We start from the raw sequence: 18,247 nt of genomic DNA, 5'->3' as shown, positions 1-18,247 counted from the left end.
GAAAAATCCATGATGACACGTTATAAGCCAAACACAACCGTTGCCTGTATTATCCACTGTGGTGATCAATACTTAATGGTAAAAGAATGTATTAACAACCAAATTCAATATAATCAACCCGCAGGACATCTTGAAGCCAATGAAAGCTTAATTATGGCTTGTCAACGAGAAGTCAAAGAAGAAACTGGACTGGCTATATCACCCGAGGCATTGGTCGGCATTTATCAATTCACTGCCAAACCCGATTTAGCTTTTGTACGCTACACTTTTTGTGTCAAACTCAATAAAAAAATCACACCTCAGCCACAAGATAACGCCATACTGAGTGCAAAATGGCTCACTTTCAACGATATATTAGCATTAAAAAGTCAACTGCGTAGTCCACTGGTGCTGCAATCCATTCGAGATTATCAAACCAAACCTCATTACTCACTCGATCTTTTAAACGATGACTATTTGTCAATGTGATCCGTTAATTTCAATTTTATTTTCATTGGTACTAATTACCCGTGATACTTCAAGCTTCAAGATTCAACTGGAATGAAAAGCCTTTTAGACAAGGTCATTAATTGCTCCTGCATAAATGACATTTCCATCATCCTTGATGGTCAGCTGAATATCGAGCCTAGTCATTCTAAGCCGATTTTTAATAACACAGTCTAAAAGGCCTTGCTTTTACATATAAAGAAGCCAGCCCATTGGGAGTGTGTAAAAGCACCGACTTCTAAGTTGTATCACCTTAAAAGGCAATAAGCATTTTGGCCCCTTTGTCTTTAAAAAAGAGTACGCCTTGAATTAGGCACTTTATACGCACTCTGAAATAGGCACCTTGAAGTATCACGGGTAAAGATAGCTCCACACGTTAAGGCATGCTAGAATAACGCGCCACAAAGCACAGTGGCGTTAATAAGATGTTATACGAAAAAGTAACATTGTAATGTTAAAAATGACATCGTCACTCTTTTATACAGCTCACTTTTACGGTTTTTAGGATTTATGACAGCTATCGAACCCTCGCATCTTGGTAAAAAAGTCATTGTCGGCATGTCTGGCGGTGTCGACTCATCAGTCTCAGCTTACTTATTACTTCAACAAGGCTATCAAGTTGAAGGCTTATTTATGAAAAACTGGGAAGAAGATGATACTGATGAATATTGCGCGGCAGCTGAAGACTTAAAAGATGCACAAGCTGTGTGTGACAAACTTGGGATAAGGTTACACACAGTCAATTTTGCGAGTGAATATTGGGATAACGTATTTGAATATTTTTTAGCTGAATATAAAGCCGGTCGCACACCCAATCCCGATATCATGTGCAATAAAGAAATTAAATTTAAAGCCTTTTTAGACTTCGCCGATGATATTCTCGATGCTGACTTTATCGCGATGGGGCATTATGTTCGTCGTCGAGATAATGACGACAAAAGTCAAATGCTTCGCGGCATTGATAACAATAAAGATCAAAGTTACTTCCTCTATACCTTAAGCCATGAACAAATTGCCCGTTCTTTATTTCCTGTTGGGGAGCTAGAGAAAAGTGAAGTCAGAGACATCGCTAAAAAAATGGGGTTAATCACCCATGATAAAAAAGACAGTACCGGTATTTGTTTTATTGGCGAACGTAAATTCACCGATTTTTTAGCCACCTTTTTGCCTGCCCAGCCAGGTAATATTGAAACCGCCGAAGGTGACGTCATCGGTACTCACCAAGGCTTGATGTATCACACCTTAGGGCAACGCAAAGGCTTGGGCATTGGCGGCATGAAAGACAGCAATGACGACCCTTGGTATGTGGTCGAAAAAGATCTTCAACGCAATGTCCTCATTGTGGGTCAAGGTGGCCAGCATCCACGCTTAATGTCACAAGGACTCATTGCCAATCAATTGCATTGGGTCGACCAACAAGGTCCTAAAAATGGCAGCCGATTAACAGTCAAAACACGCTATCGCCAGCATGATGTTCCTTGTACGATTACCTATAATGATGACGCACAAATTCGCGTGATCTTTGATGAAGCCGTTGCTGCTGTAACGCCCGGACAATCTGCCGTTTTCTATGATAATGAAGTCTGTTTAGGCGGCGGTATTATCGACTCACTGATAAGAGAGTAATAACTTGAGCGAGCAATTAACTGAAAGAACCATGGCCTTAGCGGGAATTTTACAGGCCATTAGCCAAGTACAGCACCTAACCAGACAAAGCAATGCCGATATGGATGCCATCGCCGCCAGTTTAAATGCCATCTTAGTTACTAATCCTGAGACGACAAGCGATGTGTACACAGACAAAGTTGCATTGAATAAGGGCTATCAGCTGATTATCAGCCAGCTAGGTGATAGTAAAAACAAAGATATGGAAATTACCCGCTATTTAGTGGGTATTTTGGCGCTAGAGCGCAAGCTTGCCCGTTCAGCTAATACCCTTGGCATGCTCTCAGAGCGCATTAATCAAGTACATAGGCAATTACATCACTTTGAGCTGACCAGCGATCAAGTCATTGCCAATTTTGCAGGTATTTACAGTGATATTATCAGTCCGTTAGGACCTAAATTACAAATATCCGGTAACCCTGAATTTTTAAAACGGCCACAAACCCAAGAAAAAATTCGTGCGCTCTTGCTCTCTGCCATGCGCAGTGCCGTCCTTTGGCGTCAACTGGGTGGAAAACGTCGCTACCTCATTTTTAATCGAAAATCAATTATAGATATTGCAAAAAAAAACCTTACCCTATCATAAGTCAAGTTCATCAAGGAGCTTACAATGGAATTTTCCGCACTAACTGCTATCTCTCCTATAGACGGTCGTTATGCTAGTAAAACCGCCTCATTAAAAGGGATTTTCAGTGAGTACGGCCTGACCAAGTACCGTGTTCAAGTCGAAATAAACTGGTTAAAAATGCTGTCTAACTGTCCAGAAATTAAAGAGGTTCCCGCATTTAGCGATACTGCCTTGAGCTTATTGGATAAGATTAACGATCAATTTAATGAAGCTGATGCCCAGCAAGTCAAAACCATTGAAGCTACCACCAACCACGATGTCAAAGCGGTTGAATATTTCATCAAAGATAAAATTGCTCAAAATACTGAGTTAAATGCCATCAGTGAATTTGTGCACTTTGCCTGTACATCAGAAGATATCAATAACCTGTCTCATGGATTAATGTTAACAGAAGCAAGAGAACAAGTCCTTGTTCCCTATTGCCAACAAGTTATCGATGCCATTAAACAACTCGCTCATGATTACCGCATAACCCCACTTATGTCCCGTACCCACGGCCAGCCCGCTTCACCTTCTACGCTAGGTAAAGAAATGGCAAACGTCGTCGTACGTCTTCAACGCCAGTTAAGGCAAATTGAATCTGTTGAAATAATGGGCAAAATAAATGGAGCTGTGGGCAACTATAATGCGCATATCTCGGCCTATCCTGAAGTCAATTGGCATCAAGTTTCCGAAAACTTCGTCACCAGCTTAGGCTTGACATGGAACCCTTATACCACTCAAATCGAGCCTCATGATTATATTGCTGAGCTCTTTGATGCTATTGCTAGGTTCAATACGATTTTAATTGATTTTGACCGTGACATTTGGGGTTATATCGCCCTTGGTCACTTCAAACAACGGACCATTGCAGGGGAAATTGGCTCCTCAACCATGCCTCATAAAGTCAATCCCATTGATTTTGAAAATTCTGAAGGTAATTTGGGCATCGCAAATGCATTAATGCAACATTTGGCTGCTAAACTGCCTGTATCTCGTTGGCAGCGAGATTTAACAGACTCAACCGTATTACGTAACTTAGGTGTTGGCATGGCTCACGCTGTTATTGCTTACCAAGCAACGTTAAAAGGGATCAGCAAGTTGCAAGTCAATGAAGAGCAGTTACTGGCTGAGCTGGATAATAATTGGGAAGTCCTTGCTGAACCCGTACAAACGGTTATGCGCCGCTATGGCATTGAAAAACCCTATGAAAAACTCAAAGAACTCACTCGTGGTAAACGTATTGACGGTGAACAGCTTGCGCACTTCATCAATGGATTAGACTTACCAGACACTGTCAAGCTAGAACTGAAAAAGCTAACACCCGCCAATTATATTGGCCGCGCAGACGCTTTTATTGATGAGCTGGATTAATCCAATATTGTATCATCAACTCACAGTCGTGTAGCACTCAGGTAAGGCCGTAACATTCACATTATGGCCTTACCTTTTACAATAAACAGCTACCAATGGCACGCTTTTAAAATAAAATACTCTGTCACTCACGATTAAGTATGGCAGGTAATTTACCCTTTTATCTTCAAGCATCGACCCCCATATGGAATCATCATGTACACATTGGATCTCAATACCCACGACTTTTTGACCCATTATTGGCAGAAAAAACCCTTAGTGATAAAAAAAGCTTTTCCTCATTTTGAAGATATTATTACCTCAGATGAACTAGCAGGCCTTGCTTGTGAAGAAGAAGTCAGCTCTCGCATCGTGGTTACCACTCAAAATGACTGGGAAATCCATCAAGGTCCCTTTGAAAATTATACTCCATTCGGTGAAGAAAATTGGCAGTTACTCGTTCAAGCACTCAATCATTGGTATCCCGATGCCAATGACTTTATTGAGGCTTTTCGCTTTATTCCCGACTGGCGGTTTGACGATTTAATGGTCTCTTTTGCCACGCCCAATGGCGGTGTGGGTGCACATATTGATAATTATGATGTCTTTATCATACAAGGCGAAGGAAAACGCCAATGGACCGTTGGTAACAAGGGCCATTATGCCAATAAAAATAACAGCACAACAACACCATTGATTGAAGGATTTGACCCTATTATTGATGTGGTGCTTGAAAAAGGAGATATGCTTTATATTCCTCCTGGCTTTCCTCATCAAGGTCAAACGCTCACCACGGCCATGAGTTACTCAATCGGATTCCGCGCTCCTAGCCAACAAGAGCTATTCAGCGAAATTGCAGATAACTTAATTGACAATAATAGTGGCCTGACACGGTTTACATCCCACAATGAACCCGAGTTAGCTGGACTAATTAGTCAAGCGCACCAACAAGGCATGATTGATTTATTACAAGACTTATTACAAGATCCTAACCATTATCAGACACTTTTAGGTAAAGTACTGAGTCAAAATCGTTTTGACTTGGATATTTGTGAGCCAGAAGAAGCCTATACTCAGCAAGATTTACTCAATGCTCTAGCACAAGGTGCCAGTTTACATCGAATAGGAGGCCTTAAAGTCTTACGAGTTGAGAACGATCTTAGCCCGCGTTTATTTATTAATGGTGAGCAAATCGATTGCAGCAATATTAACAAAGATGATTTAGACACTGTGATGTCAACATTAATCCAGACCTTGCAATTTGATAATGAAACCAGCAAAACATTAAGCGAAACACCCAATATCTCACCCATTTTGTTGACCTTGCTGAATAAAGGTTATTATTATTTAGCAGAATAATGCAGGATAAAAATGAGTCACTCAATATACAGTGAGTGACTCACATCATCAAAATCTATTACAGATCACTGCCATAACTTATCATCATTATGAATTTGATACAGGCTTTCAGCACGTGACACTAAAAGTTGTGCAAATTTAATTTGAGTGGGATCATTAGCAAGTGAAGACTGACGAATATTTTCCGCTTTCATTTGCCACATCATCGAAAAATGGCGTAATGCCTCTCTCGCCGTTGCCGCCACATTAATATCAACAAAATCGGCAGGCAAATCGCCTGACATCACCCAAAAAGTTTGCTTAACGGGCTTTTTAGCGTCTATTTTCCAAATAGCAACAAAGGGTGCTAGGTAGCGACTAGATTCAGGATACACTTTAGCAGGTAAAATACCTTTCTCTGCAAGGAACTTATTTGCTTTTTGAAATTGTGTTTGGATCCACTCTTGACGCAATTTATCTTGCTCTTCTGCTGAGGTTTGCTCAATCACTTCTTCCGCCATTACCTTCTCCTTTCTTTCTTATTATGGATAACTCAACTATATTTAAAGATTATAAAGAGGAAAATCATTCATTTTCTTACGTTAACGTAAAGTGGAAAGCAAAACTTCCAGCTCTCTTAAAAAAAAACAATTTCTTTTCTTGGATGAGGGTATCCCTAAATGCTATCGTTCTGCAAATAAATATAACAAGCTGACCACACTCATTGTGTTGGTGAGCCCTTTGAAGCTTAAACGGAGATCAGCACGTGGCTGTATTCAATCATATCTCTATTGACGAACATGAGCAGGTATTAACTTGTCATGATGAAGAAAGTGGCTTAAAAGCCATCGTCGCCGTTCACAATACCAAACTTGGACCCGCCGTTGGTGGCTGCAGGATGTGGAATTATGCTTCTGAAGCTGAAGCCTTAGATGATGTTTTACGCTTATCTCGCGGTATGACTTATAAAAATGCCTTAGCTGGACTAAAAATGGGAGGCGGTAAGTCTGTTATTATTGCCGATCCTAAAACCAAAAATAGAGAAGCTTTATTCCGTGCATTTGGTCGTTTTATCCATACTTTAGAAGGACGTTATTATTCAGCGGAAGATGTGGGCACTACAACCGCCGATATTATGATTGCCCATGAAGAAACACCTTATATGGCCGGGCTTGAAGGTAAAAGTGGCGATCCTTCTCCTTATACTGCATTAGGGACATATTTAGGTATCAAAGCAGCTGTTCAACATCAACGCGGGATTAACTCATTAAAAGGACTGACCATATCCGTTCAAGGCGTCGGGCATGTCGGCTATTATTTATGCCGCCATTTACATGAAGATGGTGCAAATTTGATTGTCACTGATATTCATCAAGCGAATATTGACAGAGTCGTTACAGAATTTGGTGCCCTTGCTGTCAAACCCGATGAGATTTATCATCAAGATGTTGATATTTACGCACCTTGTGCCTTAGGGTCGACGATTAATGATCAAACTATTCCTCAACTTAAAGCCACCATCGTTGCTGGTTGTGCCAATAATCAATTAAGTGAGCCTCGTCATGGTGAGCAACTCAAAGCATTGGGGATCCTTTACGCACCAGATTATGTGATAAATGCAGGCGGGATCATTAATGTCTCTTTTGAAAAAGATTATGATGCAACACTCGCAACTAAAAAAGTTGAAGAAATTTACCACACTTTATTAAGCATTTTTCAACAGGCTGAGGCTGAAAACAAAACAACAGCAGAAATTGCTGATGATATGGCACAGTCCATTATCGCTGCCGCTCATCACAATATCATTTAAATCCAAACGAACCTCTCAACCAGACACAGTATGTGTGTCTGGTTTTTCATACCCCTCTGATAATCATAAAATTTACAATATGAATATATTTAGAAACATAATATTCATTTTTATTTACTAGAAAAGCAGATAAAAACCTGCTTAAATATCACTCAACACTTCATTCATAAGACTATACTTAAGTACTATTAACACTCAAAATATTTTATATTTTGCCCTATGAGTGCGTGATTAAACGACTTAAGTCATACTGGAGGAGTAGCATGGTAAAATTTCAATATGACGTTGATCAACAATCAATTGAAATTAATGCCAGTAATTGGTGTGGGTTAGAAAAAATCTATCTCGATGGAAAATGTGTCTCACGAAAAATCAATTTTTCTCAGCAAAGTGAACATAATATTCAACTCAAAAATGGAGATGCAGCCAGTTTCCAACTCTTTTTAGATCCTACGACAAAAGCATTAAATTGCCGCATTTATAGCAAAGACCATTTAGTCACATGCTTACAACAGGCTAAAAGTGAAGTTGTACGTTGCCGACGTTTTATCCAAGACGTCGTTCTCATTAGTGCATTATTATGTGCTTTTTTGCTCTACCTTAACTAACAAAGCATAAAGAAAGCACATAAGCTAACTTTATGCTTCTCCCATTTCATTATACTTGTAAGTGCTGGCTGATTGGTAAATCTCTAATTCGTTTACCGGATAATGCAAATATCGCATTCGTAACACTCGGAGCAACCGGGGGTACGCCAGGTTCACCCACACCCGCAGGTTCATCATCTGAAGGAAGTAAAATAACCTCTATATCAGGACACTGCATCATTCTAAGTACAGGATAATCATGAAAATTAGACTCTTGTACTTGCCCATTTTTAAAGCTGATCTCCCCAGTCAAGGCAAGACTTAATCCATATATCACCGCTCCTTCCATTTGAGATATCACTCTATCGGGATTCACAGCAGTGCCAACATCAGCAGCAATGAAGGTTTTTACTACTTTAACTTTACTTGAAGAGGGCATTTCAACTAAAGTTGCCACGGCCACATAACTCACAAAACTGCGATGAACAGCGAATCCCCATGCTTGATTACCTGTCAGTTTCGGGCTATTTTTTACAGCATTTTCAATAGCATCCATTACAGATAAATAACGGCTAATATCCACAGGGTAAGCTGATAAAGTTGCACCATAATTGCTATATTCAAAATTTTGATCAGCGAATGTTTCTTTCCTCTCTGGCCCCAATAACTGACGCCACATATCAAAGCAAGTCATGCCAGCATTCTGAGCCAATTCATCAACAAAGCTACCTACACCAAATCCATGTTGAATATTACAAACTGAACGCATCCATCCAATTCGCGTATGCGCAGTGGATTTAACCGCTTCGTAACGCATATTTTTTAAAACAAAAGGAACATCAACAAAACCTAAATCCAATTCTCCAGCAGAGGGATACTCAATGCCTTCAGCAAAAGTTGAACTAATAGAGGGAAACCCTGTTCTTGCAAGTAAAGCCAAAGGCTTTTTGGCTTCATCAAGTTGCGCTTGATAAAATTGTGCACTGATTGCATGGTAATATCCATGTTGTACGTCATCTTCTCGGCTCCAACAGACTTTCACCGGCCGTTTCACCGCTTTAGATAAAATAGCCGCTTCAACACTAAAATCAGGTTTAGATTTACGCCCAAAACCCCCACCGAGTAAAGTCACATTCACTTTAACTTGGCTTTCTTTAAGTCCTATCGCCATTGCCACATTCTTTTGAGTACTTTGTGGCGTTTGAGTCGATGCCCATATTTCACAACCTGCTTCAGTTACCTGAGCCGTTGCCACAGGTGGCTCCATTGGTGCCTGCGATAAATATGGAACCGTATAGGTAGCGCTCAATTTCTTCACTGTATCCCACAAAATATCATTCTTACCTATTTCACGAACAACTTTCCCTGGACCTTGTACTTTATTTATCAATTCTTGCGTATCATTGCTTGAATCATAGTTACTGTTATCAACTTGAGTCCAACTCACTTCCAATGCCTGTCGACCTTGCATTGCACTCCATAAATTCGTAGCTACCACTGCCACCCCCCCTAAAGGTTGAAATTTAGGAGCGCCTTTTAAAACAGGTAAACGAATGATATCAATGACCCCCGCAACCTGTTTCGCTTTCTCCTCCTTGAGTGAATTAATTTCGCTTCCTAACACAGGAGGTCGCAGAATACTGGCATACAACATACCTTCTAATTGAATGTCATAACCGTATTGCGCTCCTCCCGTAAGCATTGCTTGCATATCAACAATTGGTTTAGATTGACCAATCAATTTAAAATCTTGACGGGATTTCAATACCACTGAATCAGGTTTTGGCTGGGGGAGTTGAGAAGCTGAAACCGCTAATTCCCCATAACTCACTCGCTTGTCACTATTGCTATGATGCACTTGATGCCCTTTTGCATAAACATCCGTAATGGGGACCCCCCATAACTGCGCAGCAGCTTGCTCTAGCAAAGTTCGCGCCATTGCCCCCATTTGTCTAATGGTTTTATAGTGCTTACGAATACTGCGACTTCCATCGGTATTTTGACTGCCTAATCGCTTATCAGCGGGTGCTTGTACGACAACAACATGCTCCCAATTAGCATCCAACTCATCCGCTAGCACTTGAGTCAACCCCGTTCGAATGCCTTGTCCCATTTCAGAACGATGGCATGTCAAATACACTTTATTATCCGTCCCTACAGCCACAAAAAGATTTAAAACACTTTCTTTTTCTTGCGCCATTAACATAGGACTCCAACTCACCCCACTTGTACCTAAAACTAGCCCTCCCCCCACCGCGCCAAACATTTTTAACACATCTCGACGACTGATGTTTTCAACTGCCGTGAAATTAATCATTTGAGTGTTCCCTTATCACTATAATTGGTAATAGCCGCTTTAATACGTGTATAAGTACCACAACGACAAATATTCCCAGACATGGCATCATCAATTTGACTCGACGTCGGATGTGTATATTGAGTCAACAAAGCTGCCGCTGACATTAATTGTCCCGATTGACAATAACCACATTGCGGCACATTATATTCAGCCCATTTAGCCAGTAATTGAGGGTTATTGAGCCCTTCAATAGTCGTAATTGCTTTGCCTTGAACTTGCTTTAAACTCGTTAAACATGAACGAATAGGCTTACCTTCTAGGTGTACAGTACAAGCACCACATAATCCCACCCCACAACCAAATTTCGTCCCCGTTAAGCCTAATATATCTCTTAACGCCCACAATACGGGCATATTAGGATCTGCATCAAGGGTAAAAGAACGCTCATTTATCGTGACTTCTTGTGTTGTTTTTGACATAAAACTCCCTGTTCAGCCTATCGCTGTATTAAGATTGGTAAAACTTTCTTAGTTTTATCAAATAATATAAAAATGGCGCAATATTGTAGAGTTCAATAATGGAAAATTAACAGTATACTTTATGAAAAAACGAGAAAAGAAGAGAAGAACACTATCTATAACTACTGTCCTATTACCACCATATGAAATAAGCCTGAGGTAAAACAATTAAATATAATTTGCCCAGAATAAAATCATAATTAAGTGGTTTTCATGCTCTATATTCATGCGTTAAACTAACAGTATTAAAAACAGCATTAACTGAAGATGAGTTATCACCATTTGGTTCAACAGTATTCATTTCCTTATTCTATCCATGCTCCAATCAAAATCGATTAATTTTATTTAAAAGCGACACTAATATCTCTTGTTCTTCTCCCGCTAATTCACTTAAAAAGTGCTCATTAACCCGCTCAGCCTCCCTAATGAGATCATGTTCAAGTGCTTTTGCAATGTCGGTAAGATAAATTTGAAAAGTACGACGATTATCAGCTTCTTGGTGACGAATGATTAACCCTTGTGCTTGTAACTGATCTAACAGCCTTGTCATCGTATAATGCGCAACATCACACCGTTTAGATAACACCGTTTGAGACACTCCTTCTTCTTCCCATAAAGAAAAAAGGACAGGCCAAAGTTTAATATCCAATTGATAACGTTTTAGCCTTTGATCTAATGCATTTTGTAGCTCAACATTCAAGTGAGCAACTAAATAGCCTAAGCTTTGATTGCGATCCACTCAGTAACTCCTCTATGTAAGCCAATACATGTATTAAATATAACCCATATCAGGCAAAAGATTCTAGACTTTAATTGGCTAAAAATAGAACAGTATGTTCACATCCTTTTTAAGTGCTTTATCTACACCCGTGATACTTGAAGATACAGGGTTCAGCTGGAATTAAAAGTCTTTTAGACAAGGTCATTAATAGCTCCTGCATAAATGACATTTCCATCATCCTTGATGGTCAGCTGAACATCGAGCTTAGTCATTCTAAGCTGATGTTCAGTAACGCTGTATAAAAGGCTTTTAAACCAGCCCTTTGGGAGTCTGTAAAAGCACCTACATCGAAGTTGCATCACCTTAAAAAGGCAATAGGCATTTCGCAATAATACGCCTTGAATTAGGACCTTTTACAGGCTCTGAAAACATGCATCTTCAAGTATCACGGGGATATAACAAGATAGTCTTATATAAACTCATTAATAAAACGGTAATAACAGGCTCTATTCAATGCCGCAATTAAGCCCCTGTCCAGCCCAACCGTAATGCCGTCCACACCACAAATGAAATGTGATAATGCCTGAACATCATAATCAGTATCTAAACTTGTTCTCACCGTAAACGCATTATTTTGTTCAAGATCTGTTCTTTTTTCACCTTGGCCATAATCAAAGTGATACGCATAATCAACAATACATAATGGAGCCTTAACCACTGATACTTTTAATTTTTCTACTGGTGTGATCAAGAAGTGTTCATTATCGATACAGTATAAAATAGTTGAAAATAATCGACTAAACTTTTGCGGTAAGGCACTCTTTAAATAAAACCACTCCCCTTTTTCATCAATATGAAATAACGCCTCATCAGTGCATAATGCCGCTTGTTTAGTCAATGAATTAAGCGCTTGTTGAGCAGTTTGACTCATATTCCCCCCTATGAAAGTAATTGTAATAAAGCTTCAACAGGATGTGCCGGTTTAAAACCACTAAAACGTTTAACCTGACTTCGACAAGAATAGCCTGACACAAGAACCTGAGGTTGCGGAATGCCATCTAATTTTTGTTGCCATGATAAATCAAATAATTGACGAGAACGCACTTGATTGCCAGCCTCATGACCATAAGTGCCTGCCATACCACAACACCCAACATTGGCAAGCGTCAATTGAGCCCCAAAATATGCAAAAATACGTTGCCATTCTTTACCTGCATTTGGCATTGCGGTCGATTCAGTACAATGACTAAATAAAGTAAATGCCTTATCCACTTCATCATGATGTCGAATACTGGAAATAGGTTTATCTAACTGAGTCATTAACCATTCATTAGCTAATAATACGGAAAAATCTCCCCTTTTATCCCCTAATGCTTCTTTATACTCATCTCGATAACACAACACTAACGCCGGATCCAGCCCCACCATCGGCATACCCAAAGAAAAAACTTGATTGAAAAAGTCAGCAGCGTCTTTTGCAGTACGCGCAAATTGTGCTAAAAACCCTTTAATATGCTCAGGTTTACCATTGGGTTTAAAAGGCAGTAAAACAGGCTTTAGGCCTAACGCTTCTATTAACTGTATAAAGCGATGCACAGTACTGGCTTCATAAAAACTATTAAAAGGATCTTGAACCACCAATACATACTGATCTCGTTCAAGTTCAGCAATTTCCTGCAATGCAGCAAGATCATAGCCTCGACTGCTATGACCCGCTAACCTTTGTTTAAGAGTCGGCACAGATAAGGCTGGAGAATCAACATAACCTATTGTTTTTTCTATTAGCCAACGACTGAATGGATTCTGCGATATCGCATTCACTACTTTTGGCATTTGAGCCATAATCGGCAAAGATGCTTCAATCCCCCCCACAAGATGATCTTTCGTAGGCCGCAAATAACGCTGATAATAAATATTGAAAAATTGTGAGCGAAATTTAGGCACATCCACTTTAACAGGACATTGGCTCGAACAAGATTTACAAGCTAAACACCCTTGCAATGATTCCATCACCTCGTGAGAATAATCATATTCTTTATTCATGAACGTATTTTTAACTCGCATTACAATGTTACTGGGCTTCGCCAGCGCTAATGCATTGACATCAATACCTTCAGACTCTAATAAACGTAGCCATTCTCGCATCAACCCAGCTCGCCCTTTTGGCGAGTGAATTCTATCCCCTGTCACCTTAAAGGAAGGACACATAGGAGATAAACTACTGTAATTAAAACATAGTCCATTACCATTACAATTCATCACATCGGGAAAAGCATCCCTCACCGTAACAGGTATTTGGCGATCAAAATGTCCTCTCTTGGGGCTCTCAACTTGATAATACAGGGGCTGCTTACTTTTTGGTGTCACCAATTTACCTGGATTTAACTTATTACAAGGATCAAATAAATGTTTTATTTCCCCCAATAATCCATATAAATGCTCACCAAACACGGCTGGAGCATATTCCCCCCTCACCCCTTTACCATGCTCCCCCCACATTAAACCGCCGTACTTGAGCGTTAAACTGGCCACTTCATCTGAAATCACTTTCAGCAATTTTTCATCTTCCACATCACACATATCCAACGCAGGCCTCACGTGCAAAACACCTGCGTCAACGTGACCAAACATACCATATTGTAATTGATGCCCATCAAGCAGCGCTCTAAATTCCATAATGAAATCAGCTAATTTTTCAGGAGGCACTGCAGTATCTTCAGCGAAAGCCAAAGGCTTTCTTCTTCCTTTCGTTGCCCCGAGCAAGCCAACGGCTTTTTTTCGCATCGCGTAAATCGTATTAATACTGTTTCTATCAGACACCACTTGATAACCCAATAAGCCTGCCTTATTCTGCTCAAGCTGCTCGGTTAACATATGCTCAAGCGCAGCAAGCTTTTGCTTAACATCCTTCTCATCACCCGCAAATTCAACCATATTAAGGCCTTCAATTTCATGATTGGGCAGAGCTTTAATAAGTTCAGAAACAGAATGCCAAATGATATCCTTCTTCGCTAAATTCAACACTTTTGAATCGATCGTTTCAACCACTGTAGCCTGAGCTTTTACAAGATCCGGCGCATGCCTTAACGCCGCTTCAAAGGAATCATATTTAATATTCAACATCATTCGGCATTGGGGTAAAGGCGTAAGATTCAGCTTTGCCTCAGTAATGACAGCTAACGTTCCTTCAGAGCCAGTCAATATACGTGAAATATCACATTGAGTGAGCGTATCATTCCACACATGTTTTAAATCATATCCTGTTAAAAACCGATTCAAATTAGGAAATTTATCCTCAATTTTCTCTCGATTGTCCAAGCATATCTTAGCCACTTCTTTGGTGATATGCTGACTTAAAGACTGAGGCAACACCTCATCAATCACTTTCATCTTCTCCAGCGCCACTTTTTCAATGGGATGAGAATTCATGATACTGCCATCCACTAACACACTGCTAAGGCCGAGGACATGATCAGAGGTTTTTCCATACACCAATGACCCCGCTCCTGAGGCATCGGTATTAATCATCCCTCCCACTGTAGCGCGATTAGATGTCGATAAGTCAGGACTAAAGAAAAAGCCATGAGGGCGTAACGCATCATTTAGCGCATCTTTAACCACCCCAGCTTCAACTCTCGCCCACCCTTCTTCAACATTGATCTCTAATATTCGATTCATATAACGAGATAAATCAAGAATAATGCCATGTGTCAATGACTGACCATTTGTCCCCGTCCCTCCCCCTCTCGCACTGAATACTATCTCAGTGAACAACGGCTGAGATGCTAAATTCAATGCCGTTTGTACATCTTGTTGTGTCTTTGGATATATCACCGCTTGGGGCAGAAATTGATACACTGAGTTATCGGTTGCTTGAACCATACGCGCGCTATAACGCGTATCAACATCTCCTGCAAATTCACTTCGATTTAGCGCCTCAATAAAAGACAAATAGACGGGTTCAAGTGTTTGTTTGTGCGATAACTTAGGTAACATGAAAAGCTCTATCGAGATAATGAATATTATAAAATCTATTATACTCAAGCTCACTAGAATAGCGAGAAGCACACTGAATAAATAGCATGGTAAAAACTGAATAACTGATTCAAAACATACTCTTCTATTGCCGAGTCATTTGCAATTATCTGTTTATTATTCGCTATTTTTTCATCCCCTTTTCTCCACTATGAAAACAATTAAACAGATTGATCTCATTGAGTCATGACGAGTTCAAATAAACTACACTCAATAACATTCACTTTTATGATTAGCGCACTATGAAAAACCATCGAGAGCAAATATCATTAAACGCCACCCGAGTCGGTGAAGCAATGTTAGAGCTGCTTGCGCTTCGAGGTGTTGAGGTTTTTTTTGCTACGGGAAGTGGGACCGATTTCCCACCCATTATAGAAGCATACGCAAACAAAAAGATAACCTACCCAAAAGCCATCACTGCGGTACATGAGATCCCCGGCGTCGCAATGGCACATGGTTACGCCATGGTATCTGAAAAAACTCCCTGCATTATGCTACATACCATCGTTGGGGGAGCACTCGGTGTCATGGGGGTCATTAATGCTGCCAGAGCCAATGTGCCTCTTTATGTTATCGCTGGCCGTACAGCCGTCACAGAAAAAGGGCAAAAAAGCTCACGTTCACATATTGTACATTGGGGACAAGAATCTTTTGATCAAGGTGCGATGTTTCGAGAATTTGTAAAATGGGACTATGAACTCAAAACACCTGAACAGCTTGAAAGCATTATCGATAGAGGACTTGCAATAAGCCAAAGTCCCCCGCAAGGTCCTATTTACCTGACTTTGCCTGTGGAGCAAAGTGGCGCAGCTTGGAGTAACAAGCAAGTCTATAAGCACCCTCAATTAACCCCCATCACTTCTGGTATGCCTGATGTGTCTTCAATGAACCAGGCCGTTGAATTACTAACAAAAGCTAAAAACCCCATCATTATTGTGAGCATGTTAGGTAAAAAAGCCTCAGCAGTGAGTGCATTGGTTAACTTTGCTGAGACACTGTCTATTGGCGTCATAGAATCTAACCCCAGTTACATGAATTTTCCTCAAAATCATCCGTTACATTTAGGCTTTGACGTCACCTCCTACCTTGATAAAGCCGATGTTATTCTTCTTATTGAGACACCAGTGCCTTGGCTCCCCAATATCCAGACGCTTTCCACAAATAGCACTGTTATCTCACTGGCCGATGATCCCTTATACAGCCAATATCCTTATCGCAGCTTTCCAAACGACATTAGCTTAATAGGCGATCCCAGTCATATACTCACCGTGCTATTAGCAGATTGCTCTATCTCACAAGATATTCAAGTACGATTGGAGCAATACCATGAAATAATGCAATCAAACCAAAAATTAAAAGCTGATAACATTGACCACAGTAAAGATCTTATTCCCATTAACCCCACTTGGGTCGCCCATTGTCTATCCCAAGAGCTGCGACCTTCCGACATTGTGATCACTGAATTTATTCTTGATCGTACCCAAACCTGTTTTACTCAAGCAGGCACTTATTTCAATCATGCCAGTTCTGGAGGACTAGGCTGGTCTCTAGGCGCTGCATTAGGGGCTAAACTGGCCAAACCTGATAGACGAGTGATCTGCATCATAGGTGATGGTACCTATACTTTTGGCGTACCCGTTGCGACACACCATATGTCTGTTATGCACAACTTACCGGTCCTCTTTATTGTGCTAAACAATGCTGCTTGGGATAGAACCCGCATGGCCAGTCGAACGTTTTCCGACAGGGATATCGCCGATAGCCACAATAATATCCCTTTATGTGAGCTTTCTCCCACTCCGGCTTATGAGCAAATATGCCAAGCAGCTGGCGGATTTGGTGAGAAAGTTGAAGATCCCAGCGCACTACCAGCAGCGTTAAAACGCGCGTTCTCCATCATGGAACAAGAAAACAAGCAAGTTTTGCTCAATGTCATAACCAGCAAAAGTGAATAATGCCTTTACTTTTATTCAAGCATTATAAATGCGTTCCCCTCCAATTTTCATTAGCTTCCAGCGGCTCAGGATAATACCCAGCAGCCTTTATCGCATTAATTGCAACATATTCATCTTTCTCTGATGTATCACCGCTAATACCAACCGAACCAATCACTTGGGCTTTATCATTACGAATGAGCACTCCACCAGGCACGCCAACCCATTGACCGTCAGAAATCCCGGTCAAAGCCCCAGCAAAAACAGGTCTATTTTGCAAACGCTCACCCATTATGCCTGTCGACACCCCCATGCCTAATGCGCCATAAGCTTTGGCATTAGCCAATTCCACTCGAAATATTCCTGCCCCATCCTGCCGTTTTAATGCCACTATATGACCACCAGCATCTAAAATAACCACGGTCATCGGTAACATACTTTCTGCTTTAGCAATACTTAAGGCTTTGTCTAACATCATGCTGGCTTTATCAAGTGGTAAAGTCACAATCAACTTAGCTACATCTGGCGCCTCAACGATTGCCTGAGGTAAATGCTCTTCACCGACCTTAACATCATCATTTGCTGTCGCAGTTATCATTTCCAAGGGAATATGTTCTTCTAATGCGATATTACTGTTCACTTCACTCACCGCTTGAGGCTGAATAACCACACAAAATAATAGAATAAAAAGCAACCAAGCTCGTCGGTAGCAAAAGATAGTAAAAAAAGTGAATGAAAATTGCCCCAAAAACACATAATGTAAAGCTGTACTATCACGTGATACACGCTTCATACGCAACCGACCTATGAATAAACAGAACCTGAAGATACTTCAACGTTAGACGATAAATGGATATCTATCCATTTAATACCACTGCTCATAAAAAGCCAATA

At 40.5% G+C, this 18,247-nt stretch carries 15 protein-coding genes; 8 read left to right on the top strand and 7 right to left on the bottom strand.

What is annotated here, in order from left to right; translation table 11 throughout:
- Positions 1-9 precede the first annotated feature (9 nt).
- The 5 genes from Q0976_RS21055 to Q0976_RS21035 all read left to right on the top strand — a co-directional run bounded on the left by Q0976_RS21055 (position 10) and on the right by Q0976_RS21035 (position 5,470).
- Positions 10-468 carry an NUDIX hydrolase gene (locus Q0976_RS21055; RefSeq protein WP_299496148.1) on the top strand — a complete coding sequence of 153 codons (459 nt, stop codon included), beginning with the start codon at positions 10-12 and terminating at the stop codon, positions 466-468.
- A gap of 528 nt (positions 469-996) precedes the next feature.
- Positions 997-2,112: a tRNA 2-thiouridine(34) synthase MnmA gene (mnmA, locus tag Q0976_RS21050; protein WP_299496146.1), complete on the top strand. Its 1,116-nt coding sequence runs from the start codon at positions 997-999 to the stop codon at positions 2,110-2,112.
- Positions 2,113-2,116: 4 nt separating this feature from the next.
- Positions 2,117-2,737 carry a high frequency lysogenization protein HflD gene (gene hflD, locus Q0976_RS21045; protein WP_299496145.1) on the top strand — a complete coding sequence of 207 codons (621 nt, stop codon included), beginning with the start codon at positions 2,117-2,119 and terminating at the stop codon, positions 2,735-2,737.
- A gap of 24 nt (positions 2,738-2,761) precedes the next feature.
- Entirely contained in the window at positions 2,762-4,132 is a 1,371-nt protein-coding gene (gene purB / locus Q0976_RS21040; protein ID WP_299496143.1) for an adenylosuccinate lyase, read from the top strand.
- 195 nt (positions 4,133-4,327) lie between these two features.
- Positions 4,328-5,470, top strand: coding sequence for a cupin domain-containing protein (locus Q0976_RS21035; RefSeq protein WP_299496141.1), 1,143 nt, complete (start codon positions 4,328-4,330; stop codon positions 5,468-5,470).
- A 65-nt stretch (positions 5,471-5,535) separates the two neighbouring features.
- Here the strand turns inward: Q0976_RS21035 and Q0976_RS21030 are convergent, their stop codons facing one another.
- Positions 5,536-5,970: a DUF4826 family protein gene (locus Q0976_RS21030; RefSeq protein WP_299496139.1), complete on the bottom strand. Its 435-nt coding sequence runs from the start codon at positions 5,968-5,970 to the stop codon at positions 5,536-5,538.
- Between the two features lie 245 nt (positions 5,971-6,215).
- On the opposite strand from Q0976_RS21030, the gene Q0976_RS21025 reads away from it, so the two are divergent.
- Together Q0976_RS21025 and Q0976_RS21020 are read left to right on the top strand one after the other, a co-directional pair.
- Positions 6,216-7,259 (top strand): Glu/Leu/Phe/Val dehydrogenase dimerization domain-containing protein, encoded by a 1,044-nt coding sequence (locus Q0976_RS21025; RefSeq protein ID WP_299496137.1) that lies wholly within the window; start codon positions 6,216-6,218, stop codon positions 7,257-7,259.
- Positions 7,260-7,522: 263 nt separating this feature from the next.
- On the top strand, positions 7,523-7,867 hold the full coding sequence (locus tag Q0976_RS21020; protein ID WP_299496135.1) for a hypothetical protein: 345 nt from the start codon (positions 7,523-7,525) through the stop codon (positions 7,865-7,867).
- Positions 7,868-7,916: 49 nt separating this feature from the next.
- Here the strand turns inward: Q0976_RS21020 and Q0976_RS21015 are convergent, their stop codons facing one another.
- The 5 genes from Q0976_RS21015 to Q0976_RS20995 all read right to left on the bottom strand — a co-directional run bounded on the left by Q0976_RS21015 (position 7,917) and on the right by Q0976_RS20995 (position 15,380).
- Positions 7,917-10,163, bottom strand: coding sequence for a molybdopterin cofactor-binding domain-containing protein (locus Q0976_RS21015; protein ID WP_299496133.1), 2,247 nt, complete (start codon positions 10,161-10,163; stop codon positions 7,917-7,919).
- Positions 10,160-10,624 carry a (2Fe-2S)-binding protein gene (locus Q0976_RS21010; protein ID WP_299496131.1) on the bottom strand — a complete coding sequence of 155 codons (465 nt, stop codon included), beginning with the start codon at positions 10,622-10,624 and terminating at the stop codon, positions 10,160-10,162. The genes Q0976_RS21015 and Q0976_RS21010 overlap by 4 nt, the downstream gene beginning before the upstream one ends.
- Before the next feature lie 364 nt (positions 10,625-10,988).
- Entirely contained in the window at positions 10,989-11,402 is a 414-nt protein-coding gene (locus Q0976_RS21005) for a MarR family transcriptional regulator (RefSeq protein WP_299496129.1), read from the bottom strand.
- 451 nt (positions 11,403-11,853) lie between these two features.
- Positions 11,854-12,315: a DUF1285 domain-containing protein gene (locus Q0976_RS21000; RefSeq protein WP_299496127.1), complete on the bottom strand. Its 462-nt coding sequence runs from the start codon at positions 12,313-12,315 to the stop codon at positions 11,854-11,856.
- An 8-nt stretch (positions 12,316-12,323) separates the two neighbouring features.
- Positions 12,324-15,380: an FAD-binding and (Fe-S)-binding domain-containing protein gene (locus tag Q0976_RS20995; RefSeq protein ID WP_299496124.1), complete on the bottom strand. Its 3,057-nt coding sequence runs from the start codon at positions 15,378-15,380 to the stop codon at positions 12,324-12,326.
- Between the two features lie 281 nt (positions 15,381-15,661).
- On the opposite strand from Q0976_RS20995, the gene Q0976_RS20990 reads away from it, so the two are divergent.
- Positions 15,662-17,374 (top strand): thiamine pyrophosphate-requiring protein, encoded by a 1,713-nt coding sequence (locus Q0976_RS20990; protein WP_299496122.1) that lies wholly within the window; start codon positions 15,662-15,664, stop codon positions 17,372-17,374.
- 22 nt (positions 17,375-17,396) lie between these two features.
- Here the strand turns inward: Q0976_RS20990 and Q0976_RS20985 are convergent, their stop codons facing one another.
- Positions 17,397-18,146 (bottom strand): heme-binding protein, encoded by a 750-nt coding sequence (locus Q0976_RS20985; RefSeq protein WP_299496120.1) that lies wholly within the window; start codon positions 18,144-18,146, stop codon positions 17,397-17,399.
- Positions 18,147-18,247 lie beyond the last annotated feature (101 nt).

It is taken from the genome of uncultured Shewanella sp. (assembly GCF_947501665.1).
Classification (GTDB): Bacteria; Pseudomonadota; Gammaproteobacteria; order Enterobacterales; family Shewanellaceae; genus Shewanella.
This window is presented reverse-complemented; position numbering and strand designations above follow the sequence as displayed.